This is a genomic window from Lysobacter sp. KIS68-7, from assembly GCF_021284745.1.
Lineage (GTDB): Bacteria > Pseudomonadota > Gammaproteobacteria > Xanthomonadales > Xanthomonadaceae > Noviluteimonas.
The window spans coordinates 1,093,723-1,118,709 of the sequence record NZ_CP089925.1 but is presented as its reverse complement, the minus strand read 5'-3'; the positions used below and the strand labels follow the sequence as shown (position 1 = coordinate 1,118,709).

Here is a 24,987-nt window from a genome sequence, read left to right as displayed (position 1 = left end):
GGCTTGGAGCACCTGCACGCCATCGACCTGCGCCTGCTCTTCGGCGCGTTGCTGATCCTGGCGGGCATCGCCTCGTCGCTCCTCGCGCGTCGGTTCGGTGCGCCGTTGCTGCTGGTGTTCCTGCTGCTCGGCCTGGTGCTCGGCGAAGACGGGCCCGGCGGCATTCGTTACTCGGACCTGGGCTTCACCTATCTCGTCGGGTCGCTGGCGCTGGCGGTGATCCTGTTCGATGGCGGTTTGCGCACGCGCGCGCAGCATGTGCGCGGCAGCGTGGTGCCGTCGGTGGTGCTTGCCAGCGTGGGCGTGGTGATCACCGCGGCGCTTACCGCCGTCGCAGCGGTTTATCTGCTCGATCTGCCCTGGCTGGAGGCGGCGCTGCTCGGCGTCGTGGTCTCTTCGACGGATGCGGCCGCGGTGTTCTTCCTGTTGCGCGCGGGCGGCCTGCATCTCGAACGACGCACGAATGCCACGCTCGAAATCGAATCGGGCAGCAACGATCCGATGGCGGTGTTCCTCACGCTCGCGTTGACGACGTGGATCGCGGGCAAGGGCATCGATGCGGAACCTTGGTTGCTCGCATTGGAATTGGCGTGGGCCATGGCCGCGGGCCTGGTCGCCGGTTATCTCGGCGGACGCCTGATGGTGTGGACGCTCAATACCTTCACGATGCCGCCGGGATTGCATCCGTGGCTTGCGCTCGCGGGCGCCGTCGCCTTGTTCGCGATGACCAACCTCGTGCGCGGCAGCGGCTACCTCGCGGTGTACCTCGCAGGCATCGTGGTCGCCAACCGCCCGATGCGCTCGCGCAATGAAGTTCTCGCCGTGCAGGACGCGGCCACGTGGTTCGCGCAGCTGGTGATGTTCCTGCTGCTCGGCCTGCTGGCCACGCCGACGAAGATCCTCGACCTCTTCTGGCCCGCGCTCGGTGTCGCCGCCTTCCTGATGTTCGTCGCGCGGCCCGCGGCGGTGGTCGCCTGCTTGCTGCCCTTCGGTTATCGCCGCGCGGAAATCGGCTTCATTGCATGGACGGGGCTGCGCGGTGCGGTCGGCATCTTCCTCGCGTCCATTCCGCTGCTTGCGGGATTGCCGAACGCGGCGCTGTATTTCAACGTCGCCTTCGTCGTCGTGTTCGCCTCGCTGATCGTGCAAGGCTGGACGCTCGCGAGCGCTGCGTACTTGCTGCAGGTCGCGGTGCCGCGCGCGGATCCGAATACGCGCCGGATCCAGCTCGACCTGCCAGGTCAGCTCGAGTACGACATGGTCGGCTATCGCATCGCACCCGGCAGCGCGGTGTTGCGCGGCGATGCCCTGCCCGGCCGCGTGCGCATGGCGATGGTGGTGCGCGAGGGGCGCGTGTTGCTGCCGGAAGATGCTGGCACGTTGCTGGCGGACGATTACGCCTACGTGCTCGCGCCGACGGGGCAGGCGCCGCGACTGGATTGGTTGTTCGCCGAAGGCAGCGATGCGCGATTGGCGGAGCGCGATCTGTTCGGTGTCTTCACGCTGCCGGGCGATGTGCCGCTCGGTGAGCTTGCATCGTTCTACGGATTGCCGATTCCCGAGCGCTTCAATGAAGCGACGGCCGCGGAGTTGTTCGATGCGCGCTTCGATGAGCAGCCGCAGGTGGGGGATCGCCTCGCGCTGGGCGGGAAGGCGGTGCTCGTCGTGCGCAGCGTCAAGGACGAGCGCGTGGCGCAGGTCGGGTTGAAGTTCGCGGGCGTGGGTGAGCGCTTGCTGGGCGGGCGTTGATCAGCGCGGCCAACTCGTGCGATTGGGATCGAGCTCCGGCGTCGTCATGCGATCTGCGCGGATGCCGAAGCCGCACACGGCGATGGGACTTTCGACAAAGCTCGTCAGCCCGAACGCACGCTCGATGTCGATCTCGTTGATCGCCGCGGTGATGAACGCGCCCAGGCCCAGTTCCGTTGCGGTGAGCAACAAGGTCTGCGACAGATGTCCGACGTCGAGGATCGCGACGCGATACGCCTTCGGGTGGTTCTGGTACTTCCAGTAATTGCGCGCAAAGCGCGGCACCAACGCTACCTGCACGGGTGCATCGGAGAACCAGTCCTGACCGCCAACCGCGAGGCGAGCGAACGCTTCGAGCGCTTCCGGCGTTCCCTCCCAGGCGATCGGTCGCATCGCATGTTCGATCGCGTTGTAGTGATACAGGCCGGGCGCGAGACCCTCCACGCGATGCACGATGAAGTACGCCTCGGTCGCGTGCATCGCACCGCCCGACGGGCTGGTCTTCTTCACCATGTCGAAGACTTCGGTGCCCTTCACTTGTCCGCGCGCACCGAACACGCGTTCGACGACGTGGGAGAACGCCGCCATCGGCAGCACGCTGGCCTTGTCGAAGTTGCGGCAGCTGCTGCGCCGATCCAGCAACGCGTCGAACGCGGTGTGCGGCACGCGCGGCAGCGCGTGGCTGTCTCCTTGCACGAAGTCGGCATGCAGGACCGGCGGGGGCGTGCCATAGCGCTCCACCAGGCCCGCGGCGGTATCCACGCCGGCTTCGGCGACCTCGCGCGCGGCATCGAGTCCCACCCAGCGCGAACGCGCATGGGCGATGGCGGACAGGCCGAACCAGTGTTGCGCGCGATAGCGCTCGTCGGCCGCGTGCTGGGGCGAGAAGCCCGCGTCGTCGGTGACCAGCAGTCCGAGCTGCAGGAGTGCGTCGACGCGCGCGTTGCCGTGCGCATCACGCAAGAGACCCGCCTGCACCCAATCGGTCGGGCTCAGGCGCCCCAGCAACAGGACGTCCTCGTCCTCCAGCACCAGGGCGTCTTCGAGCTGCGGCGCATGCGCGAACCACTGCACCTGGCTGACCACGCCCGTGCCGCCGGACAGCAGAGCGTCGAGTTCGAACTCCGCCGTCTCCCGCGGTTCGAGCCACAGCACCGCGCAACGGCGTACTAGCATCCCGGTGTCCTGCAAAGGAAAGCACGCACGTTAGTGCTTGAGAATGCCGCGGGACAAGGGTAGCGTCGCCCGCCGGGGCACAACCACGAAGGGGAATACCGCATGGCAATGAAGAAAGGGCCCGGTCCGACGGAGCGGCTCGATCCCAAGGTCGTCCGCACGCTGCTGGACCGACTCTCCACCGACGACGCCTTCCGCGACCTGTTCCAGCGCGATGCGCACGCTGCGCTGGTCGAAGCGGGCTGGACGGCGCCGGCGAGCGCCGCGAAGTCCATGACGACGACCGACGCTGCCGCGATGTCGGGCGGTTCCTGCCTCCAGCTCGCGGCCGGAACGCAGCTGGCGTCGAAGGAGCAGATCCAGCGCGAGCGCACCAAGCTCGAGCAATCGCTCAACGCGATCGTCAACTATGCGGTGCCGAAGGCGCTTCAGGCCGACTGAGGCTTGAGGGCATCCACGCGCTGCTGCAGGTACCGTGGCAGCGCGGTCTTCCAGGCGGCCTGGAAGCGCGCCAACTCCTGTTGCGCCGCAGCCTTCTCGCCCGACTTCGCCAGGAGTTCGGCGAGTTCAAGGTGGGCAAGCGTCGTCTGCGCCACGTCCAGCGGCCTCAGCGCGCCTTCCGCCGCCCAATCCATGTAGGCCCGGCCGCGATGCGCGGCGAGCCACTGCCATTCGCGCGTGGCGATACGGTCGTTGCCCGCATCGCGCCCAGCGCGCGCGAGTGCGGCGTGCACGGACACGAGCGCCATGGGTGAACGCGAGAGCTTGTCCAGTGCTTCGACGGCGGTTTCCGCATGTCCGGACAGTCGATCTCGCTCGGCCTCCAGCACAGTGCGCATCTGCTCCATCAGGGGAAAGCCCGCGATGTCCTGCGTGCCTTCCAGCTGGCGCAATGCCGCCTCCACCGTCTTGCGCGAATCCAGCGACGCGCCGACGTCACCGATCGCGAGCACGAGCACTTCGCTGTAGTTCGACGCGATGGCATCCGTGCTCGCCGCCTGTTCGCGGACGCGCGCCAGCTCGGCCAGCAAGGCACGCTCGATATCCGCCGTCGGCTTGTTTCGTGCGAGCGATTCGACCGACAGGGATTGGATGCGCCACACGGGCGCGGAGAACAACGGTTCGGCGCGCGTCGCCTGTTCGGTGCCGGTGGTGGCCGCTGCGCTCGCTTCGCGCCATTGCCCCTGGTCAAGGGCGAACAACATGTCGTGCAGGGGCTCGCGCAGGTCGCTGACTGCCATGCCCGTCGACTTGTCCGACTGCATGATGCGATACGCACTAGTGAAGTCGCGCCGCACGGCGTACGCCCTCGCGTAGTCGCTCGCGGCGCCCTTGTAACCGAACTTGAATTGCGTCGCGTATGCCTTCAATGCCTCGTCGGTGCGTTCCAGCCCCGTCAGCAACATGCCCTGCAGGCCCAGGGCGACATCGCGCTGCGGATTCTGCGGGACCGCCGCGGCCTCGGCGTGCCCGAGCGCGTCCTCGAAGCGATTCGCGCGCAACATCATCTCGATGCCCAGGATGAAGTGCGCGTCGAAGTTGTCGGGGTACAGGTCGATCAGCTGTTGCCAGCGTTCGAGCATCGGGTCGACGGCGCCGAAGCGCGCGAGTTGTGCGTCGAGCACAAGTTGTTCGCGCGGCGCGAGGTGGTCGCGGCGCGCCTTGGCCAGGTCGAATTCGCGGCGGATGCCGGGCACGTCGCCGATGCCGCCGTACACGCGGCCCGCGGCCAGGTGCGCGAGGGCGAAGTTGGGGTCGAGCTCGGTGGCGCGCTTGAAGAATGACAGCGCTTGCTTCGCCTTCCCGTCGAAGTGAGCGCGCAAGCCGAGGGAATAGGCCTTCAGCGCGTCCAGGTTATTCGTGCTCACTTGCGGCAAAGGTTCGGAATCGCGCTGGATGCTCGCGATCGCCTCGCCGAGCTTTTCGCGCAATTCGCCGGTCACCTTGTCGATCGAGCCGAGTGCGGAGCCCGCGCCGACGCCATCGGCCGACTCGGCGTACACGGTGGTCTGCGTATGCGGATCGATCACTTCCGCGCTCACGCGCACGCGGCCACCCACTTCGGCCACCGTGGGCAGGATGACGGCGCGCGCGCCATCGCGCAGCGCGATTTCGCTGGCGACCGTCCGGTCCAGCGCCGCGTTTGGCTCACGCTTCATCAACGCCAACGTGTCGCGCACCTTCAGGTCGCTCAGCACGTTGACGTAGCGCGACTGCTCCAGCGAGATGCGGAAGGCCTGCTCGAGCGATTCATCCAGCACGGGTTCGCCGGTGAGGTTGCGCAGGTCGCCGACGACCACCCAATCGCGCTCGTTGAACGCGATGGCCGGCGTCGGCCGCGTCAGGAACCACGCGCCGGTGCCGATGCCGACAACAAGCATCATCTCGGCAGCCAGCGCCGCGGGACGCCGCCACACCGGAATGTCGCGCCACGCCTTGCCACCGTTCTGCTTCGGCGCACGGAGCGGCGCATAGCCGGGCTCGCCGACTTCGAAGACTTCCTGCCCGTCCGGCACGCCCTTGAAACGCCAGCGCCCGTGCGATTTCCAGATCAGGTGTTCGCTGCGATCGCCGAGTTCGCGCGAGGCGCGGCGCGCCAGCGGTTCGGCCGTCGCCGACAACAGGATCTGCCCAGGCCGCGCGAGCGTCATCAAGCGGCCCGCGAGCGGCTTGGCAAGGCCTTCGACTTCCAGCGGCTTCGCACCCGCCTGCACCGCGGCTTCGCTGTTGTGCCAGGTGAGCACTTCGCCCACATGCAGGCCGGCGCGCGCCTGCAGGTTCAACTTGAGTTGCTTGAGTTCCGGGCGATCGGCGAGCTCGCGCAAACCGCGCGCGTAATCGAGCGCGAAGCCCAAGCCGTCGACAGGGCGTTCGAACAGGAGCAGCAGGCCATCGGAGCGATCGATCAGTCGGCCGCGCCAGCGCTGCTGCAATTCGAGAACCAATCGATCGTGCGCACGAAACAGTTCCGCCGCCGGCGTATCACCGAGGCGTTCGACGAGCGAGGTCGAATCGCACAGGTCGGTGAGGAGCAGCGTCCGGACTTGCGGACTGTTGTTGGCAGGGTCGTTGGGCGACTGGGTGAAGTCGTTCATGCGTTGATCCGTGCGAGACGCGGCCTCAGGCCGGTTCGAACGCGGCGTCCTGCCATTCGACGCGATTGCCGCCCAGGCGCTTGGCGCGATAGAGCGCGGCGTCGGCGAGCGCGTACCAGTCGTCCCATTCGCCATCCGGCGACACCAGGCAGGCGCCGACGCTGAGCGTGGCGATCTGCGGCGGCGAAGGCTGGAGTTCGTGCAGTGCGTGCGCAGTGGTGGTGATGAATTCGGCCACGCGCATCACGTCGGCCGGCGTTTCGGCCTTGATCATCAGGCAGAACTCGTCGCCGCCGAGGCGGCAGGCGATGTCGTCCGGGCCCGCGGCGCTGCGCAGGATGTTGGCCACGCCCTGCAGCACGCGGTCGCCCGTCAGGTGCCCGTGTTCGTCGTTGATGCCCTTGAAGCGGTCGCAGTCGATCAGCAACAGGCCACGACCGACGAGGATGTCGGTGCGGCGGCGCTGCTGCAGGTGCAGGTGGAAGCCGCGCCGGTTCGCCAGGCCCGTGAGTTCATCCGTTCGGGTGAGTTCTTCGGTCTGGGTGAGGCGATGCGTGGTGGCGCGCAGCGTGTCGAGTGCGGTCTGCAGGTCGAGGTTGCGGCGGCGCAGGCGGCCGATGAGGCTCTGTTCGTTCAGCACCACGCGCATGATCGCGCGGCGCAGGAAGTGGGCGAGCAGGCGCGGGTCGCGCTCCACCAGCGTTTCGAACTCCGCTTGCTCCAGCTCGACCACGACGCCGGGGCTGGACACGGTGGCATCCGCGCTGCGCGCATGGTCGCCGATGAGCAGGCCGAGCTCGCCGAAGAACTCGCGCGCGCCAAGGCGCTTGGCCACCAGGTCGTCCCCGAAGTCGAGGTCGACCGAGCCCTGCGAGATGACATACATGGTCGTGCCGAGATCGCCACGGCGAAAGAGTTTCTCGCCGGGTTCGACGCGGCGTTGGCGGCCGATCTGAGCGAAAAGCGCGTATTCCTCCGACGTCAGCGACGCAGCAGGCTCGAGCACTTCGATGTCGGCGCGTCGGCGGTGCGGCGCGCTATCGCGATTCACCCTGTGATCCCCTGGCGTCACCGGCGACCGAGGATACCATTTGAAAGGATTCATGCCGGGGCAAACGGAGGGCGGCCCCGAGGGAGGCCGCCGCCATCATTCTTGGCCCCGTGAACCGTGATGGCCGCCGCGTAACTACGCGGCTGCGGCGGGTTTCGCGGCGTGGAATTGCTCCTCCTCGGTCGAGCCCTTCAGGGCCACGGTCGAGCTCTGCGCTCCCTGAATGGTCTGGGTGACCGCATCGAAGTAGCCGGTGCCGACCTCGCGCTGGTGCTTGACCGCCGTGAAGCCGCGTTCACCCGCGGCGAACTCCGCCTGCTGCAGCTCGACGAACGCACTCATCTGCCGGCGCGCGTAGCCGTGCGCGAGGTTGAACATCGAGTAGTTGAGCGCGTGGAAGCCCGCCAGGGTGATGAACTGGAACTTGTAGCCGTAGCTCGCAAGTTCCTTCTGGAATTTCGCGATGGTCGCGTCGTCCAGGTGTTGCTTCCAGTTGAACGAGGGCGAGCAGTTGTAGGCGAGCAGCTTGCCCGGGAATTTCGCGTGGATCGCTTCGGCGAAGGCCTTGGCGAATTTCAGGTCCGGCTTGCCGGTTTCGCACCACACCAGGTCCGCGTACGGCGCATAGGCCAGGCCGCGCGAGACCGCCTGGTCCAGGCCTTTGTTCGTCTTGTAGAAGCCTTCCACCGTGCGCTCGCCGGTGCAGAACGGCTTGTCGTTGTCGTCGATGTCGCTGGTGACCAGGTCCGCGGCTTCTGCGTCGGTGCGCGCGACGATCAGCGTGGGCACGCCCATCACGTCGCTGGCCAGGCGCGCGGCGACGAGCTTTTCCACCGCCTCGCGCGTGGGCACCAGCACCTTGCCGCCCATGTGGCCGCACTTCTTCACCGAGGCGAGCTGGTCTTCGAAGTGCACGCCGGCGGCGCCGGCTTCGATCATCGCCTTCATCAGTTCGAAGGCGTTGAGCACGCCGCCGAAGCCGGCTTCGGCGTCGGCAACGATGGGTTGCAGGAAGTCGATCGCATCGTCGCCTTCCGCGTGATGCAACTGGTCGGCGCGCAGCAGCGTGTTGTTGATGCGCTTGACGACCTGCGGGACGGAGTTCGCGGGATACAGCGATTGGTCGGGATACATCTCGCCGGCGACGTTCGCGTCGGCCGCGACCTGCCAGCCGGAGAGGTAGATCGCCTTCAGGCCGGCCTTCACCTGCTGCATCGCCTGGTTGCCGGTGAGCGCGCCCAGTGCGTTGACGAAGTCTTCGGTCTGCAGCGAGCGCCACAGCTTCTCGGCGCCCAGCCGCGCGATGGAGTATTCGATGGGCACGGTGCCGCGCAGGCGCACGACGTCGTCGGCGGTGTAGGGACGCTCGATGCCCGTCCAACGCGGGTTGTTGGTCCAGTCGAGGCGGAGTTGTTCGGCGGTCGGCAGGTGCTTCATCGCAAGACTCCTTGTTGGGCGTGGCCGGCGGTCAGTCGATCCGTGCGTAGGCCGGCAGGGTGAGGAAGGCTTCTAGGGTGTCGGCCTCGGTGAGTTGTTCGAGCATCGCGATCGCTTCGGGGATGCGCTGCGCGCCGGGCAGCTGCATGCGGTCGGCGAATTTGCTGGGCAGGCCGATCAGCGCGCGTTCGAGCAGCGCGAAGTCGATGGGCGTGCCGTCGTCCAGGTGCAGCGGCGGTTCGGCGTGCAGCCATTGCCAGAGCTGCGTGCGCGAAATCTCCGCGGTGGCGGCGTCTTCCATCAGCCAATGGATCGGCACGCAGCCGTTGCCGTCGAGCCACGCGGCGAGGTAGCGCACGCAGACTTCGACGTTGTTTTCGAAACCCGCACGCGTGATGGTGCCGAGCGAGGGTTTGAGCAGCGCTTCGCGCAGTTGCGCGTCGGTTTTCGCGCGCACGTCGTTGCGCAGGACGAAGTGCTGGTGCGCGCCGAGCATCCAGGTGTCGAAGACCTCGCGCGCCAACGGGATCAGCGCGGGATGCGCCACCCACGTGCCGTCATGGCCGGCGCCGACTTCGCGCACCTTGTCGGCGCGCACGCGATCGAGCGCGCGTTGGTTGGCCGCCTCGTCGCCTGCGATCGGCACCTGCGCCGCCATGCCGCCCATCGCGTGCGCGCCGCGGCGGTGGCAGGTGTGGATCAGCAGTTCGGAATAGGTTTTGAGGAAGGGCTGCGTCATCGTGACCTGGCCGCGTTCGGGCAGCACGCGGTCGCGATGGCGGCGGAAGGTCTTCAGGTAGGAAAAGATGTAATCCCAGCGTCCGCAATTGAGCCCGGCGATGCGCTTGCGCAGCGCGTGCAGGATCTCGTCCATCTCGAACACGGCGGGCAGCGTTTCGATGAGGACCGTGACTTTCATCTGCCCATCGGGCAGTTGCAGCGTTTGTTCGATATGCGCGAGCACGTCCTCCCACAGCGCCGCTTCTTCCATCGCCTCCATCTTCGGCAGGTAGAAGTACGGGCCGCGGTCCTTGGCCGCGAGCGCGCGCGCGTTGTGGAAGGCGAACAGGCCCAGGTCGAAGAGCGAAGCCGACATCGGCTGGCCGTCGACGCGCACGTGTTTCTCGTCCAGGTGCCAGCCGCGCGGGCGCACCATCAGCACCGCCTGCTCGGCGAAGGGCTTGAGCACGTAGTGCTTTGCGCCGTCGGGCGCCATCCAGTCGAGCGTGCCGGCGATGGCCTTGCCCAACGCGCGCTGGCCGGTGAGCAGGTTGTCCCAGGTGGGCGAGGTCGAATCCTCGAAGTCGGCCATGTAGCAGTTCGCGCCGGAGTTCAGCGCGTTGATGACCATCTTCGGATCGGTGGGACCGGTGATCTCCACGCGGCGGTCGAGCAGCGCCTTCGGAAGCTCGGCGACGCGCCAGTCGCCGCTGCGCAGCTCGGCGGTGTCCGTGCGGAAGTCGGGGAGCAGGCCGGCATCGAACGCGGCCTGGCGGGTGCGGCGTGCGAGGAGCCGTTCCTGGCGTCGGGGGTCGAAGCGGCGATGCAGGTCGGCCAGGAAGGCCAGGGCCGCAGGGGTGAGGAGCTGTTCCTGACCGGGCAGCGCGCGGGTGACGACCACCCCGGGGGCGACTTCCGTTTCGTTCCGCACTGCCGACATCGGGTTCGATCCTTGGCGCGTAGCAAGGCTCGACCGTACGACCGGGTACTGTATTGGACAAAACAGTTTTATCAATGCATATCATTAGGTGGGCTTATATGAAGGCCGTGTCATGACCAAGCCGGGCTCCGACAGCGACCACACCGCCCCACCACGTTTCGCGTACAAGGCGGATCGTTTGAAGCCGTTGCGTGCGTTTTGCCAGACGGCACGGCTTGGATCGGTGTCCCGCGCGGCCGAAGCGCTGTACGTTTCACAGCCCGCCATCACCCTCCAGCTGCAGGCCCTGGAGCGGGAATTGGGGGTGCGATTGTTCGATCGGGTGGGCCGCCGACTGACCCCAAGCCGTGAAGGCCAGGTGCTTTACGAGCTGGCCAAGCCCCTCGTCGAAGGGCTCGACGGGCTCGATGCGGCCTTCCACGACAAGGTGCAGGGGCTCGATGCGGGCGAGCTCAACGTCGCCGCCGGCAGTTCCACCATCCTCTACCTGCTGCCCGGGATCGTCGAAGCCTTCCGCCAGCGCAGACCCGACGTGCGACTGACGCTGCACAACGTCACCGGCGCGGGCGGCCTCGATCTGTTGCGCACCGACGCGGTGGATCTTGCGGTGGGCTCGATGCTCGATGTGCCGGCGGACCTGCGCTACATGCCGGTCTATCGCTTCGAGCCGATGCTGATCACGCCGCCCGACCATCCGCTGGCGCACCAGCCAAACCTGCGACTCGAAGACCTGTCGCCTTACGGCCTGATCCTGCCGCCGAAGCGCCTGACCACGTATCGCCTCGTCGACCTCGTCTTCCAGCAGAACCGCGTGCCTTACACCGTCGCGCTCGAGGTCGGCGGCTGGGAAGTCATCAAGCAATACGTCGCGATGGGCCTTGGGATCAGCATCGTCACGGCGATCTGCCTGACCGAAGCGGATCGCACGCGCTTGGCGGCGCGATCGCTTGCGCAGTACTTCCCGTCACGCAGTTACGGCGTGGTGGTGCGCAAGGGGAAGTTCCTGTCGCCGCAGGCGCGCGCCTTCATCGAGTTGATCCAACCGGATCAACCCGATCACTCCGAGCGCTGATCAGGGGCAGCGGCCCATGTTGAATTCGCAGAAGCGATAGCGCATCTGCACGCCGAACGAGCGACCGTTGTACTTGCCGAACTCGTTGAGGCGTTCGCTGTAGCCGGCGTTCGCGACCACCTGCCAATGGCTGAAGATGCCGAAGGTCAGGCCGACGCCGAAGTCGGTCGCGCGCTTCCAGCCGTCGAAGGTTTCGTCGCGCTGCACGCCCACGGCGCCCGACAGGTAGAGCGAGACCTCGGGGCCGAACGCGATGTAGCTCGACACGATCGGGGCAAAACGTCGGTAATCGCTCGGGCTGTAGTAGCCGTTGTGCGGATCGCCGGAGTAACCGAGCCAATCGCCCTGCACGCCCACGTCCACGTAGGCCTGCGTGCCGCGATACACCTGGTGGCGCCAGTCGGCCGTGATCGCATGGCGACGGTTGTTGTCGCTGAAGTTGTCGGCGGCCAGGCGCACGGAGATGTTGTCGCGCAAAGTCGGCGTCAGGCGCGCGTCGAAGTAGCCCGAGTCGCGCATGATGCCGAGCGACAGCGCGCGCGGCGAATAGGCGACGCGATCGCGTTCCAGCCCGGCGGTGTAGCTGAAATCGTCCGTCGCGCGGTGAGAGAGCAGCAGGCGACCGATGGCGGCGCTGTCGCTGCCGCTGTTCTGGAAGTCGAGCCGCGACGTGCCGCCCCAGGCTTCGATCGCCACGTCCGTCGTGAGCGACAGGCGCGCACCGACGCCCGCGCGCATTTCGTCGATCGAATCGCCGCCGCCGATGGGGGCGAAGGGACCGTTCAACGTGGCCTGGTGCGTGCGCCGCGTGCCATCGGCGAGCACGCGCACCAGGTCGGACACGCGCATGTTCGCTTCCAGGCTGCGCCCGCGGATGTCGATGTCGTCCGAATCGGTGTACGTCGAGGCCGGCATGCCGATGTAGGAATACAAGGGCAGGCGCACGGCGTCTTCGAGCGAGAGCGTGTCCTTCGAACCCGGCTGCAGGCGCTGCACGGTGGCGAGCGGTTCCAGCGCAAGTTCGGGACGCTCGCCGAGGCGTTCGGCGAGGGCCTGGGTCCACGCGATGCCGTATTCGTCTTCCGTGGGCGCCGCGATGGCATCGTTGGACGCGGAGGCGACCTGCGTGCTGTACGGCTGCACGGCGAGATGCTCGCGATCGTACAGCGGCGTGTTGAGCGCGAGCGCCGCGTCGCGGCGTCCCGCCCACGCCTGCACGCGCGCACGCAGCGCGCGCATTTCGGCATCGTCGCCGCCAAGCTTGTCGAGCGATTCGATGGACGCGGCGTAATCGCCGTTCCATGCGAGCCAGCGCGCGCGATCGAGCAAGGCGTCGCGGTCGTCGGGATGTTGCGCAAGATGCTGATCGAGCAGGTGCAGCGCCTGTCCGGTGCGCCCGGCCCACGCCAGTTCGCGCGCCTGCTGGCGCAGCAGCATCGGATCCTGCGCAAGGGCCGGCAGCGCGGCCAGGCCCAGCGCGAGCGCAATCGCGGCCACCAGCGGCGCGCGCATGGAAGTCACTTGCGCCATTTGCGATTCCCCGTGATCCACAGATCGATGGCGAAGCGCGCCATCGTGAAGGTGTCGGCGACGATCAGCACGTAGCGCACCGGCGTCACCGCGATGCCCTTGAGCAGCATCGAGAAGCGTTGTCCCTTGCTGCCCACGAACAGCACGGTCAGCGACACGATCATCTCCGCCAGCACCGTGACCGCAAGTGGCTCCCACATGCGCAGGATGAGCATGATGACGAGTGCGGTGGGGAACCCGACCTTCTCGAGCGCACCGAGGAACATCGCCCAACCGATCGGGCGGCCGTATACCTTTGTTTCCTTTTCGCCGAAGGTCTGGCGGTACTGTTCCTTGATCAGCCGCAGGTCCTGCACGCCCGCCTCCTTGTCGCGGGCGTTGCGGCGGCTCCGCTTGAAGCTCTTGAACGGCGAGCGCATCAGCGCGTCGAAGTAGTAGCAGCTTTGCAGGAACGAGGACGACCACAGGTACACCTGCCGCGGCAGGCGCTGCACTTCAGGCTCTTCCGATCGCGCGAGCACGTCCTGCAGCTGGATGTTGCGGTAGCCCTCGTTGTTCAGCGCGAAGCCGATGAAGATGTCTTCGGAGTTGGTGAGGTCGTCGCCGAAGATCGGCTCGTAGTGGTCGAACAGGTCCTTGATGTACTTGCGGCGATACGCCACCGCGCAGCCCACCGGGTTGGTGATGCTGCCGAAAAACACCATCTGGCCCTTGTAGACGAAGCGCTGCAGGAACGAATACAGGCATTCGCGGTAGGTATTGGTGATCCACCACCACAGGCCGTGCAACGGGCCGCGCTTTGCGTGCGGATCGTCGTACTGCTGCGCACCGTGCCATTGCTGGAAATCGCGCGTCTGCGCCAGCGCATGCCGGTCGGCGGGCCGCATCGGCAGGATGTTGCCGCAGGCGCTGGCGATGCCGACGCCCTGGTAGAGCTCCTGCACGCAGCGTTCGATGTAGTTCGGCGATTCCAGGAAGGTGTCGCCGTCGAGGATGAACTCCACGTCGCAGTCGAATTCGCGCGCCTGGCGCTTGATCGTCGGCGTCTTGCCGATCGAGGACGCGCGTTCGATCACCGTCAGGTTGAGCCCGGCCGCCGCGGCGAACTCGCGCGCGCGCGGCACGGTGCGGTCCTTGCCACCGTCGTCGACGAGGATGATGTTGCGCGGCGCAAAGCTCTGGCGCGCGATCGACGCCAGGCAATGGATGATGTTGTCTTCTTCCTTGAATGCCGGGATGACGACGTCGACGATCGCCGCGCGCCAGTCCAGCGCCGGCGTGGGGACCGTCTTGTCGGGCCCGCGCAGCAGGCCGACCGCACTAAGCAGCGCGTTCGGACTGAGGACGAACCAGGGTGCAGTAGCCATCGCGACCTTCTTCCAGTTTGGTGCGTTCGATCGCGATCAGATCGTCGATCGTGCGCTCGAGCGCGAACTTGTGTTCGAACCCGGTGAGGGAGCGCAAGCGCGCGAGGCTCGGCCGGCGGCGGCGGATGTCTTCGAAATCCTCGCCGTAGGCCTCGCGCAGCGTGGCGTGCTGGATGGGGGAACGACTGCCGGCGCGCTCGATCACGAGCTCGGCGAGTTCCAGGATGCTGATCTCGCGATCGTTGCCGACGTTGGCGACGACCGTGTTGCGGCCCGCGCGGTCGGCGAGCGCATCCAGCGCCACCACCGTGTCGCGCGCATCGCAGAACGAACGCGTCTGCTTGCCGCCGCCGAAGACCGTGATCGGTTCGTTGCGCACGGCCGCCGAGACGAAGCGCGGCACGACCATGCCGTAACGGCCGACCTGCCGCGGACCCACGGTGTTGAAGAAGCGTGCGATCACCGCGGGGATGCCGTAGCGCTGCGCGTACGACAGACCCAGCGCTTCGTCGGCGATCTTGCTCACCGAGTAACCCCAACGCGTGCCTGCGCGCGTGCTGACTGACAGGTCCTGGTCTTCGCGCAGGATCTCTTCGTCGTTGTGGCCGTACACCTCCGAGCTGGAGGCCAGCACCACCTGCGGCTTCCAACTGCCGGCGTGCGCGGCGCGCAGCAGGCGCTCGCAACCGGCGATGTTGGTGGCGAGCACCTTCGTCGGTTCGGCGAGCACGCGGTACACACCGACGACGGCCGCGAGGTGGTAGATGCGGTCGGCCCAGCCCACGACGCGTTCGATCTTGTCGAAGGTCAGGATGTCGGCTTCGTCGAAGCGGAAGTTCGGGTTGTCGTCGTGGGCCGCGAGGTTCGCGCGCACGCCGGTCGACAGATCGTCGACCACATGGACCTGGTCGCCTCGCGCAAGGTGGAGGTCGACGAGGTGGGAGCCGATGAAGCCGGCCCCTCCGGTAATGAGGATGTGCATGGGAGCCCTCCCCCTGGTGAGGGCTTCGAACCGCCGCGCTGCGTCACGAAATGTGATGGCTTTCCCGGTTTAGACGCAAACCGCGTGCCACGGAGGCCAGCGGGCGGAAAAAACCGCCCTTCAGGGGGTTCCGTGGTGGCGGCCCTGCCAAGGGCGGTACCAGGCGCGGATCCGGGCGATGTCCCCGGGCATGTCATCGGTAAGCTCAAAGACCGGCCCGATGCCGATGATTTTCTCCGGATAGTGGAAGTACGCAGGCAATACCGGCACGTTGGCCGCTTTTGCGATTTTCCAGAACCCGGGCTTCCAGCGCTCGACGGGCTTGCGGGTGCCCTCGGGCGCCAGGCCGAACCAGAACTGATCGGCTTGGGCAATCATTGACGCAGCTTGTTCCACAACGCCGCTTGCGGCACTGCGGTCGACGGCCACCACCCCGATCTTCCTGAGGATCGGGCCGAGCGGCCACCAGAACAGCTGGTGCTTGCCGAGGATCCGGATGTCCAGGCCGAGGGCGAGCTTGGCACCGAGCCCCCAGATGCCGTCCCAGTTCGAGGAATGCGGCGCGCCGATCAGGACCACCTTCGCCAGGTCCGGGAACTCCCCGACCATGCGCCAGCCGCCCAGGCGCAGGAGGGTGCGGCCGAACCAGCGCCCGAACGCGCTGGATTTCACGCGCGGGGCGGAAGGCGGGAGCGGCAGGATGTAACCCGCCTCGTCTGGCTTGCGTGGCATGCGGTGTGGGGTCCCCGGCGCGCGATCAGTCCCAGTTCTTCGACGCGCGATCGCGTTTGATCGTACTGCGTCCGCGCTTTTCGTCCAGTCGGCGTTGTTTGGCGGCGCGCGACGGCCGCGTGGCGATGCGCGGCTTCGGCGCCCGCAGGCCGCTCTCGATGAAGGCGCGCAGGCGCTCGCGTGCGTCTTCCCGATTGCGATCCTGGGTACGGAAGCGCTGCGCGCTCAGGACCAGCACGCCTTCATCCGTGACGCGGCGATCGCGCTTGGCGAGCAGGCGCGCGCGGACCGGCTCGGGCAGGCTCGGCGAGCCGGCGATGTCGAAGCGCAGTTCGACTGCGGTGGCGACCTTGTTGACGTTCTGCCCGCCGGGACCCGACGAACGCACGAAGCGTTCGACGAGTTCTTCGTCGGGGATGGCCAGCTTGTCGTCGATCTCGAGCATCCGGCAAATGTACGATGGCGCCCTTCTCCAGGGGAACCCGAATACATGCGCCGTCTCGTCCTTTCCATCGCCCTCGCGCTTGCCGCGCCGCTCGCCTTCGCCGGCACGCCGACCGATGCGCAAGTCGATCGCCTGTTCGACGTCATGCACACGCGCCAGACGCTCGAGACCACGCTGGGCCAGATGGAAACCATGCAGGACCAGATGATCGCGAAGATGACCGCCGACAAGCCGATGAGCGCCGAGGAAAAGGCCAGGCTCGATCGCGTCATGGCCATCAGCCGCACGCGCGTGCGCGAAACGCTGGCGTGGGACAAGATCGCGCCGCTCTTCCGCAAGATCTACGCGGAATCCTTCGACAGCGCGGACGTGGATGCACTGATTGCCTTCTACGGCTCGCCCGCCGGCCAGCACTTCATCGAAAGGATGCCGGTGGCGATGCAGAAGACGATGACGGCGATGCAGGACCTCGTCGTGCCGATGCTGCAGCAGATGCAGCAGGATCTGCAGAAGGAAATGGCCGCGCAGGCCGACCCTGTTCCCGTCGACGTGCAGTAATCAGGCGCCCGGCACGTCGCCGAACAACACCAACGCCTTCGCAAATTCCGCATCCAGCGGCGCGCGCACTTCGATGCGCGCGCCCGTTGCGGGATGGTCGAACGCCAAGCGTCGCGCATGCAGCAACATCCGATGGATGCCCATCATGCGGAAGGCACGGTTGTGGCGCCCGTCGCCGTGGCTCGTGTCGCCGATCAGATGGTGCGAGACGTGCTTGAGGTGGCGGCGGATCTGGCGGAAACGCCCCGTCAGCGGATGTGCGCGCAACAACGCGTAGCGTGAAGTCGGAAACCCCGCGGACGGCATCTCCAGCTCGCACGTGGCCAGGCGTTCGAAGCTGGTCTGCGCCGGCTTCTTCACCGGCTTGCCCGGGCCGCCGTCGAGCGGATGGTCGATGGTGAAGCGCTCCTCGGCCGGCCAGCCGCGGCACACCGCGAGGTAATCCTTCTCCACGTCGCGCACCATCAGGGTCTTGCCGAGGGCGGAGGCGATGTCGCGATCGAAAGCGAGCAGCAGGCAACCGCTCGTCGCACGGTCGAGGCGATGCACGAGGAAGATCGGGCGCGAGAACTGTTCACGCAGTCGATCGGCGGCGAAGTCGGTTTCGCCGCGCGCGAGCGCACTGTCGTGGACCATCAGGCCCGCAGGTTTGTCGACCACCGCCAGCGCGTCGTCGCGAAACAGCACCGCGAGCGCCGAAGGCGCCTCGCCTTCCATCGACGTCACTTCCTGCGTGGCCAGGCCGCGAGCAGGGCCCAGATCCCGCCGATGCCGGCGACCCAAACCGCAGCCGACACACCGAGCACGCGCGGGCCACCCGCTTCCAACCCGTACAACACCGCCGCGACCACCAACAGGCCCACGCCGAGGATCGCGGCGATCACGCGCCGCTGCGCGCGCCGGATCGTGCTGTTGAGCTCGCGGATGTCCTGCGAACGCATGTTGAGCGCGTGCTTGCCTTCCACCTGCTGCGTGAGCCAGGCGTGCAGCAGGCGCGGCATTTCCGGCGCGCGCGTCACCATCTCGGGCAGGCGCTTGCGGAATTCGGCGGCGAGTTGCTGCGGGCTGTAACGCTCCACGAGGATGCGTTCCAGCACCGGGCGCGCGACCGCCCAGATGTCGATGTTGGGATCGAGCTGGCGCCCGACGCCTTCGATGTTGAGCAGCGTCTTCTGCAGCAGGATCAACTGCGGCTGCAAGGTGAGCTCGTAGCGCTGCGCGGTGCGGAACAGCTTCATCAGCACTTCGGCCAGCGAGATCTCCGACAGCGGCCGCGTGAAATACGGCTCGCACACCGCGCGCGCCGCCGCCTCGAGCTCGTCGATGCGGATGTGCGAAGGCATCCAGCCGGCCTGCACGTGCAACTCGGCGATGCGGCGGTAGTCGCGGTTGAAGATCGCCATGAAGTTCTCGGCGAGGTAGTACTGATCCTCGCTGGAGAGCTGCCCCATGATGCCGAAGTCCAGCGCGATGAAGCGCGGATCCGTCTTGCGCTCGGAATCCACCCAGATATTGCCGGCGTGCGCATCGGCGTGGAAGAAGTTGTCGCGGAACACTTGCGTGTAGAACACGCGCACGCCCTTGGCCGCGAGCGCCTTGCGGTCGATGCCGGCGGCGTCGAGCGCGGCGATGTCGTCGCTCGGGATGCCGCGCACGCGTTCCATCGTCAGCGCGCGTTCGGCGGTGTGCGACCAGATCGGCTCGGGGACGTACAGGTCCTTCGAATCCAGCCAGTTGCGGCGCAGCACCGAGGCGTTCGCCGCTTCGCGCTGCAGGTCGAGTTCCGCGGCGAGCGTGTTCTCGATCTCGGCGACGATCTCGCGCGGGCGGATCTTGTCGGCGGACGGATGCGTGCGATCCACCAGCGCGGCCATGGACTTGAGCAGCGCGACGTCGGCGGAAATCTGCTTGTCGATGCCGGGGCGCAACACCTTCACCACCACTTCGCGCGGCGGCGCATCGCCCACGGGATGCAAGGTCGCCGCATGCACCTGCGCGATGGAGGCCGATGCGAGCGGAGTCGTGTCGAAGCTGGCGAAGGCGACGTCGATCGGCCGCGCGAGCGACTGCTCCACCAACGTGCGCGCCATGTTGCCGTCGAAGGGCGCGACGCGGTCCTGCAGCAGCGTGAGTTCCTGGGCGATGTCCGGCGGCACGAGGTCGCGCCGCGTGGACAGGATCTGGCCGAACTTGACGAAGATCGGGCCGAGTTCCTGCAAGGCCAGGCGCAGGCGCGCGCCGCGCGATTGCGCCGCGATCTCGCGCGACGCACTCGGCACGAAAGGACGCATCAGGCGCAGCCAGGGTTCGACCGGCGTGTCGTCCAGCAGATCGTCGAGGCGATAGCGCAACAGCACGCGTCCGATGCGTGCGGCGCGGAGCACGGGCGTCACGCGCGCGCCCCGCGTTGCAGGCGCGCCACGCGCGCGGCGAGGCGTTCGGTGTCGTCGCGCAGTGTGTCCACGTCGTCGCAGAAGGCGTGCAGTTCGTCCTTGGCGACGACGTCGCGCGATTCCTCGGTGAGGAACTCGGCGGCGCTTTCGGCCGCGCCCTGCCCCGCGCTCTTCGCTTCGCGCAGCGCAGCGGCGACGCCCTTGGCGACCTGCACGCCGATCACCTCACCGAACACGACGACGAAGGGTTTCTGCCAATCCGGATCGAAGCGTTCGGCCATGCGTTGCAGGCGACGCGCGAGGTCCGCATCGCCGGCGACGCGCACGCGCCCGACGGGCGGCGCATCGTCGCGCTTGAAGAAGGGCAGTTGCGAAAGCAGGCCACCGAGCGTGGCGCGCACGCCGAGGTCGGGTTCGCGCGCATCGTCGACGGGGCCGACGACCAGGCGTTCGCCCTCGACGGTGATCTGCAGCGCGAGCGGCGGCGATTCCACGGCAAGCGCGATGCGGCGGCCGTCGAGCGCCTTCAGTGCCGCGCGCGTATCGGGATCGAGCGCGAGCGCGCGGTTGAGCGCGGCTTCGAGCGCACGGCCGGCGTGGACCTTCCACTGGAAGGGCGAGCCCGGGTCGCTGCGATGGGAGGAGGCCGCGGTCATGGCCGCATTCTAGCGGGACGCGGCGTGTGCTTCGGCGAGATGGTGCAGGCCCTGGGCGATGGTGACCTTGGGGACGTAGCCGAAGTCGCGCGTGGCCGGGCCCATGTCGTACCAGTGCGCGGTGGCGAGTTGCTCGGCGAGGAAGCGGGTCAGCGGCGGCTCGCCGCGCAGGGGCAGCACCGTCCAGGCGGCCTCGCAGAGCGCGCCGATCGCATAGGCGGTGCGGAACGAGAGGTGTTGCTCCACCGGCGGTGCGCCCACTGCACGCAGCAGCGCATTGACCAGCGTGCGCGCCTGCATCGGTTCGCCGTTGCTGATGAAGTACGCGCGCCCGGCGCAGGCCGCGCCCGGAACGAGGTGGTGGAACGCATCGATGTGCGCCTGCGCGGCGTTGTCGATGTAGGTGGTGTCGATGAGGTTGGTGCCGTCGCCGACGATGCGCAGGCGGCCCTTGCGCGCGCGATCGGCCAGGCGGGGCACGAGCTGGTTGTCACCGGGGCCCCAGATCAGGCGCGGGCGCAACGCAACGGTGGCGAGCGTGTCGCCATTCGCCTGCAGGACTTCCTGTTCGGCGATGGTCTTGGTCGTCGCGTAATGCGCCTTGAAGCCGGAACCGTAGGGCACGGTGTCGGCGGTGCCGCCTTCGACCGGATGCGTGGCGCGATGGGTCACGCTCGGCGTGGAGGTGTAGACCAATCGGCCGATGTCGTGCGTGCGGCATGCGTCGATGACATGGCGCGTGCCCAGCACGTTCGCGCGGTGGTAGCTCTCGTAGCTGCCCCAGGCACCGGCCTTCGCGGCGTTGTGGAAGATCGCGCCGACGCCCTTCGCCGCAGCGACGACGGCATCGCGTTCGGCGAGGTCGCCCTGCACCTGGCGCACGCCGATGGCATCCAGCGCCGGATACGTGCCGCGATTGAAACTCACGACCTCGAACCCGCGTTCGACCAGGTTGCGACAGATCGCCTGGCCGAGGAAACCACCACCGCCGGTCACCAGGACTTTCATTCCTTCAGACCCTTTGCCGCCCACGCCGCCAGCTTCTCACGTCCGATCTTCGCGTTGTGGCGGATGTCGACGGGGAAGCCGGGATGGCGCAGGAAGTGGCGGACCTTCGCGGTGTGCACGAAGCCTTCGCCGATGTGGCGCAGTTCGTCTTCGATGTCGGACTTCTCGCGCGGGTCCGCCAGCTCATAGCAGAGCACCGGCACCTGCGCGCCCGGTGCGCCGACGCCCACCAGCGCCGTGCGCTTCACGCGCGGGTGCGTGTTGAAGACCGGTTCGATCTGTTCGGTACACAGCGTCGTGTCGGCATCCACCACCACGCGCTGCGTCTTGCGTCCGCAGAACCACAACCGCCCGTCCGTATCGAACCAGCCGAGGTCGCCCATGCGATGCACGATGCGCTCGCTGCCGTCGTCGCGACGTTCGCGGATCTTGGACAGCGCGGTGGCGGCGTCGCGGCGGAAGTAGGTATCCGTTGCCGTGGGACCGGCGACGGTGATTTCGCCGACATGGCCGGGCGTGACAAGCAACGCGTCGGACCATGTGTCGATCGCACCGTCGTCGATGCGGATGATGCGCACCTCGTTGGGCGGCACGGGGCGGCCGACGCAGGTGCCCGCACCACGCTCGGTGGCCTCGCGCGTGCTCTGCAGTTCGCGGCCTTCGATGACGCTGACGGGCAGGCATTCGGTGGCGCCATAAGGCGTCCACAGTTGCGCATCCTGCGGCAGCAGTTCGCGCATGCGGGCCACGACATCGGGGGGCACCGGCGCGCCCGCGGACAACACGCGCTTCACCGTCGGCAGGTGCGCGCCATGGCGCGCGAGCACCGCAACCAGCGCGGGTGAACCGAACAGTTGGGTGACGCCGAAACGCTCGATGGCCTGCAGCAGGCGACGCGGATTCGCGCGCGCGGGCCGCGTCGGATCCATGTCGGGGATGATCGAAGTGACGCCAAGCGCGGGGTCGAACAGCGCGAACGGCGGGAACGTCGGGAGATCCACGCCGCCCGCTTCGAGCCCGAAGGCCGCGCGCAGCATCTCGATCTGCGCGACGAAGTGGCGATGGCGATACATCACGCCCTTCGGCACGCCGGTGGAGCCGCTGGTGAACAGGATGCCCGCGACGTCATCGGGGGCCGTGTCGGCGAGTTGCGGACCGGCGTTCGCGCCCTCGCGTTCAATGTCCGCCAGCGTCGCATCGGTGAACAGCGCGCGACGCCCCGTCGTGATGCGCACGCGCGCCGATGGCGCCCAGCGCAACAGCGTGCGCGCGAACTGCGCGAGCGGAATACCGATGAACGCCTCGGGCTCCGCCTCCTGCAGGCATTGCCGCAGCGCGCGCTTGTCGATGCCCGGATCCACCAGCACCGGCACCGCGCCCGCCTTGAACAAGGCGAACATCAGCAGGAAGAACTCGGGCGTCGGCCGCACCATCACCACTGTGCGCGTGCCGCGCACGATGCCGCGGCGCGCCAGGCCCGCGGCGATCGCGTCGCTGCGGCGGTCCAGGTCCGCGTAGGTCAGCGCCACGTCGTAACGGCCGTTCCGGCCCGGGCAACGCATCGCAACCTGGTCGGGGTGCTCGCGCGCCAGGCGCGGCAGGCTCGCGGCGATGTTGCAGGCGTCCATCAGGCCGCCAGCGGATGGTGCTCGAGGAAGGTGCGAATCGCGGGCACGAGGACTTCATGCTTGTCTTCGAGCACGTAATGGTTCGCGTCGTCGAACGCGGTGACCTCGGCCTGCGGCCATGCGCGCGTCATCGCATCGAGGCAGTGCTTGTCGAACACGAAATCGCGCAGGCCCCAGCCCAGGAAGGCCGGGCGATCGGCGAACGACGGCAACGCACGACCCGCGGCGGACACCAACTCCCACGCGGGGTCGCCTTCGCGCAGCGGGATGTCCTGCATGAAGCGCAGCGTGGAGATGCGATTGCGCCAGTTGTCGTAAGGCGCGACATACGCACGGCGCACGTCGGCCGGCATGCGGCGCTCGACACCCCAGTACGACGCGAGGCCGGAGAACGCATTGAATCCGCGCACCAGCAGGCCACCGATCTTGAGATCACGCCCGAGCGACAACTGCCATGGCATCGGCTTGGCTTCGGGCAGCGTGAACATCGCGGTGTTGAGCACCACCCATCGCTTCACGCGCCCGGCGTGGCGCATCGCCCAACCCATGCCGATCATGCCGCCCCAATCGTGCACGGCCAGCGTAACCGGACCATCGATGCCGAGCTTGTCGAGCAGCGTGTCCAGGTCGTCCACGCGCGATTGCAGCGTGTAGCGATACGCCGCATCGTCGGGCTTGTCGGACAGGCCCATGCCCACGTGGTCGGGCACGATGCAGCGATAGCGATCGCGCAGGCCGAGCACGAGATGCCGCCAGTAATAGCTCCACGACGGATTGCCGTGGAGCATCACGACCACCTCGCCGTCGCGCGGACCTTCGTCCAGGTACGACAGCGCAATGCCGGGGCGGACCTGGATCCGCTGCGGGTCGAACGGATAGTCGGGAAACCCGCGGGTGCTTCCGCTTACCAAACCACTTCGACCATCGAGCAGTTCAACCCCGAGCCGATGCCGAGCAGCGCGATGCGGCTGCCCTTCTTCAGACGGCCCATCTCGCGCAGCTTCGACAGCACGATCGGCACCGAGGCCGGACCGATGTTGCCGTGCTCGTTGAAGATGGTCAGGACCTTCTTCGGATTGATGCCGAAGGCCTTCACGAACGCGGCCGTGTGCACCTGGCTGACCTGGTGGATCACGAACTCGTCCATCTCGTCGGCCACCCAACCCAGCGCCTGCTTGGCGGCGATCCAGGTCTTCTTCGCGAGCTTGATGCCTTCGATCAGCAGCATGCGCGTGTCGGTGACCATGCGGTCGAGGTTGCCGCGGCACAGCTTGTTCCACTCGGTCGCCGCGCGCGTGACGCCGCCCTTGTAGCGCGGCGCGCCCGGTGCGAGTTCGGCGCGCGCGAGCACCATCGCGGCGGCGCCGGAGCCCAGCGTCAGCGTGGCGAGTTCGTTCTTGAATTCTTCTTCCGTCGTTTCGACGCGCAGCAGGCGTTCGACGGTCTTTTCGTACGCAAGATTGGCGGTTTCGCCGTCCACGACGAGCGCGTAGTCGATCTCGCCGCGTTCGATCATGCGGCTGGCGATGTCCATGCCGTTGAGGAACGCCAGGCACGCGTTGGCCACGTCGAAGTTCTGGCAGGTGTCGGGCAGGCCGAGGTTGCCGCTCACGATCGACGCCGTCGACGGCTCGAGGTAATCGCGGCTCACCGAGGTGTTGACCAGCAGGCCGACCTTGTCCGGATCGATGCCGGCATCGGCGAGCGCCTTGACGCCGGCGAGCGTCGCCGCGTCGGACGCCTGCATGCCTTCGTCCCAGAGACGACGCGCATGGATGCCCGCAACGTCCTTGAGCACATCGGTCTTGATGCCGAGGCGATCAAGCGTGGGCTTCAGGCGTTCGTTGAGTTCATCCGAGCTCAATCGACGCGGCGCGTCGACGTGGGCGAGGCCGGCGATGGCGACGTGTTGGAACAACATGGGGCGATGCCTTGCGAAGGAATGGGTGCCGCGTACGGCCGCGTACTGCCGGTCGGGAGCGCGACAGGATACCGGCTTCACCGGCCCTGCACACTCGAACGGAGGTGAAACGGGCCCCGAAGGGCCCGGGGACTCACGATTTGTGCGCGAATACCGCCGTGGATCGCGTGAAGGCGACCGTAAGGGCGGTCGATCAGCGCCTGGCCACGCCGCACTTCCAGGCCGCGTAGCGCTGGGCGCCGTCCTTGGGCGGCGCCAGCGCCTGGACCGCGTCGGCGCCGAGGCCGGGCGCCTCGTTGCGGGCGAGCGTCTCGAGTTCGTCCTGCACGCGAAGCGCATTGCGGTCGTAGAAGGCCACGCTGTTCTTCACCGAGACCTCGACCTCGCCGCGCTTCTCGCAACCCGCGGGCGGGCCGGTCACTACTTTGACCGCGCTCGCACCCTCGGTCATGTGGACCCAGGTGCAGGACGTTGCAGCGATGGTGAGCACGGCGATGGCACAGGCGAACGAGGGGCGCATGGCGTTC

General features: G+C 67.5%; 22 protein-coding genes. 4 read left to right on the top strand and 18 right to left on the bottom strand.

Translation table 11 applies throughout. The annotated features are described in order from the left end of the window. Nucleotides 1-3: 3 nt before the first annotated feature. Nucleotides 4-1,749 (top strand): potassium/proton antiporter, encoded by a 1,746-nt coding sequence (locus LVB87_RS05265; RefSeq protein WP_232899858.1) that lies wholly within the window; start codon nucleotides 4-6, stop codon nucleotides 1,747-1,749. Here the strand turns inward: LVB87_RS05265 and LVB87_RS05260 are convergent, their stop codons facing one another. Beyond that, entirely contained in the window at nucleotides 1,750-2,925 is a 1,176-nt protein-coding gene (locus LVB87_RS05260; RefSeq protein WP_232899857.1) for a putative peptide maturation dehydrogenase, read from the bottom strand. A 102-nt stretch (nucleotides 2,926-3,027) separates the two neighbouring features. Between LVB87_RS05260 and LVB87_RS05255 the strand changes: the two genes are divergently transcribed. Beyond that, nucleotides 3,028-3,366, top strand: coding sequence for an NHLP-related RiPP peptide (locus LVB87_RS05255; protein ID WP_232899856.1), 339 nt, complete (start codon nucleotides 3,028-3,030; stop codon nucleotides 3,364-3,366). Here the strand turns inward: LVB87_RS05255 and LVB87_RS05250 are convergent. From LVB87_RS05250 to aceB, 4 genes are all read right to left on the bottom strand, one after another. Further along, nucleotides 3,354-6,020, bottom strand: a complete 2,667-nt coding sequence (locus LVB87_RS05250) for a putative peptide modification system cyclase (RefSeq protein WP_232899855.1) — start codon at nucleotides 6,018-6,020, stop codon at nucleotides 3,354-3,356. The genes LVB87_RS05255 and LVB87_RS05250 overlap by 13 nt on opposite strands. Nucleotides 6,021-6,045: 25 nt before the next feature. Beyond that, nucleotides 6,046-7,071 carry a GGDEF domain-containing protein gene (locus LVB87_RS05245; RefSeq protein ID WP_232899854.1) on the bottom strand — a complete coding sequence of 342 codons (1,026 nt, stop codon included), beginning with the start codon at nucleotides 7,069-7,071 and terminating at the stop codon, nucleotides 6,046-6,048. 135 nt (nucleotides 7,072-7,206) lie between these two features. Further along, on the bottom strand, nucleotides 7,207-8,508 hold the full coding sequence (gene aceA / locus LVB87_RS05240) for an isocitrate lyase (protein WP_232899853.1): 1,302 nt from the start codon (nucleotides 8,506-8,508) through the stop codon (nucleotides 7,207-7,209). Between the two features lie 31 nt (nucleotides 8,509-8,539). After that, entirely contained in the window at nucleotides 8,540-10,168 is a 1,629-nt protein-coding gene (gene aceB, locus LVB87_RS05235; protein WP_232899852.1) for a malate synthase A, read from the bottom strand. Between the two features lie 112 nt (nucleotides 10,169-10,280). Between aceB and LVB87_RS05230 the strand changes: the two genes are divergently transcribed. Next, complete coding sequence (locus LVB87_RS05230; RefSeq protein WP_232899851.1) at nucleotides 10,281-11,240, top strand: LysR family transcriptional regulator; 960 nt, start codon at nucleotides 10,281-10,283, stop codon at nucleotides 11,238-11,240. On the opposite strand, the gene LVB87_RS05225 is transcribed toward LVB87_RS05230, so the two are convergent. The 5 genes from LVB87_RS05225 to arfB form a co-directional block, all read right to left on the bottom strand. Then, nucleotides 11,241-12,770: a tetratricopeptide repeat protein gene (locus LVB87_RS05225; protein ID WP_232899850.1), complete on the bottom strand. Its 1,530-nt coding sequence runs from the start codon at nucleotides 12,768-12,770 to the stop codon at nucleotides 11,241-11,243. Continuing rightward, nucleotides 12,758-14,137 (bottom strand): glycosyltransferase family 2 protein, encoded by a 1,380-nt coding sequence (locus LVB87_RS05220; protein WP_232899849.1) that lies wholly within the window; start codon nucleotides 14,135-14,137, stop codon nucleotides 12,758-12,760. The genes LVB87_RS05225 and LVB87_RS05220 overlap by 13 nt, the downstream gene beginning before the upstream one ends. Further along, nucleotides 14,091-15,119: an NAD-dependent epimerase/dehydratase family protein gene (locus LVB87_RS05215; RefSeq protein WP_232899848.1), complete on the bottom strand. Its 1,029-nt coding sequence runs from the start codon at nucleotides 15,117-15,119 to the stop codon at nucleotides 14,091-14,093. Before LVB87_RS05215 ends, LVB87_RS05220 begins: the two co-directional genes overlap by 47 nt. A 120-nt stretch (nucleotides 15,120-15,239) precedes the next feature. After that, nucleotides 15,240-15,851, bottom strand: coding sequence for a lysophospholipid acyltransferase family protein (locus tag LVB87_RS05210; RefSeq protein WP_232899847.1), 612 nt, complete (start codon nucleotides 15,849-15,851; stop codon nucleotides 15,240-15,242). 25 nt (nucleotides 15,852-15,876) lie between these two features. Next, the gene (arfB, locus tag LVB87_RS05205) at nucleotides 15,877-16,296 is read right to left on the bottom strand and encodes an alternative ribosome rescue aminoacyl-tRNA hydrolase ArfB (RefSeq protein ID WP_232899846.1); all 420 of its coding nucleotides are present in this window, start codon (nucleotides 16,294-16,296) and stop codon (nucleotides 15,877-15,879) included. Between the two features lie 45 nt (nucleotides 16,297-16,341). Here arfB and LVB87_RS05200 point away from each other — a divergent pair, with 45 nt between their 5' ends. Then, nucleotides 16,342-16,854: a DUF2059 domain-containing protein gene (locus LVB87_RS05200; protein WP_232899845.1), complete on the top strand. Its 513-nt coding sequence runs from the start codon at nucleotides 16,342-16,344 to the stop codon at nucleotides 16,852-16,854. Here LVB87_RS05200 and LVB87_RS05195 read toward each other — a convergent pair whose 3' ends face one another. From LVB87_RS05195 to LVB87_RS05160, 8 genes are all read right to left on the bottom strand, one after another. Further along, complete coding sequence (locus LVB87_RS05195; RefSeq protein ID WP_232899844.1) at nucleotides 16,855-17,571, bottom strand: pseudouridine synthase; 717 nt, start codon at nucleotides 17,569-17,571, stop codon at nucleotides 16,855-16,857. A gap of 5 nt (nucleotides 17,572-17,576) precedes the next feature. Further along, nucleotides 17,577-19,247, bottom strand: coding sequence for a ubiquinone biosynthesis regulatory protein kinase UbiB (gene ubiB, locus LVB87_RS05190; RefSeq protein ID WP_232899843.1), 1,671 nt, complete (start codon nucleotides 19,245-19,247; stop codon nucleotides 17,577-17,579). After that, nucleotides 19,244-19,903 carry an SCP2 sterol-binding domain-containing protein gene (locus LVB87_RS05185; RefSeq protein WP_232899842.1) on the bottom strand — a complete coding sequence of 220 codons (660 nt, stop codon included), beginning with the start codon at nucleotides 19,901-19,903 and terminating at the stop codon, nucleotides 19,244-19,246. Before LVB87_RS05185 ends, ubiB begins: the two co-directional genes overlap by 4 nt. A 9-nt stretch (nucleotides 19,904-19,912) precedes the next feature. Further along, nucleotides 19,913-20,911, bottom strand: coding sequence for a 2-alkyl-3-oxoalkanoate reductase (gene oleD / locus LVB87_RS05180; RefSeq protein ID WP_232899841.1), 999 nt, complete (start codon nucleotides 20,909-20,911; stop codon nucleotides 19,913-19,915). Further along, the gene (oleC, locus tag LVB87_RS05175) at nucleotides 20,908-22,542 is read right to left on the bottom strand and encodes an olefin beta-lactone synthetase (RefSeq protein WP_232900469.1); all 1,635 of its coding nucleotides are present in this window, start codon (nucleotides 22,540-22,542) and stop codon (nucleotides 20,908-20,910) included. The genes oleD and oleC overlap by 4 nt, the downstream gene beginning before the upstream one ends. Then, complete coding sequence (locus LVB87_RS05170) at nucleotides 22,539-23,450, bottom strand: alpha/beta fold hydrolase (RefSeq protein WP_232899840.1); 912 nt, start codon at nucleotides 23,448-23,450, stop codon at nucleotides 22,539-22,541. The genes oleC and LVB87_RS05170 overlap by 4 nt, the downstream gene beginning before the upstream one ends. Next, nucleotides 23,444-24,460 (bottom strand): 3-oxoacyl-ACP synthase III, encoded by a 1,017-nt coding sequence (locus tag LVB87_RS05165; protein ID WP_232899839.1) that lies wholly within the window; start codon nucleotides 24,458-24,460, stop codon nucleotides 23,444-23,446. Before LVB87_RS05165 ends, LVB87_RS05170 begins: the two co-directional genes overlap by 7 nt. Nucleotides 24,461-24,653: 193 nt before the next feature. After that, nucleotides 24,654-24,980 (bottom strand): DUF4156 domain-containing protein, encoded by a 327-nt coding sequence (locus LVB87_RS05160; protein ID WP_232899838.1) that lies wholly within the window; start codon nucleotides 24,978-24,980, stop codon nucleotides 24,654-24,656. Nucleotides 24,981-24,987 lie beyond the last annotated feature (7 nt).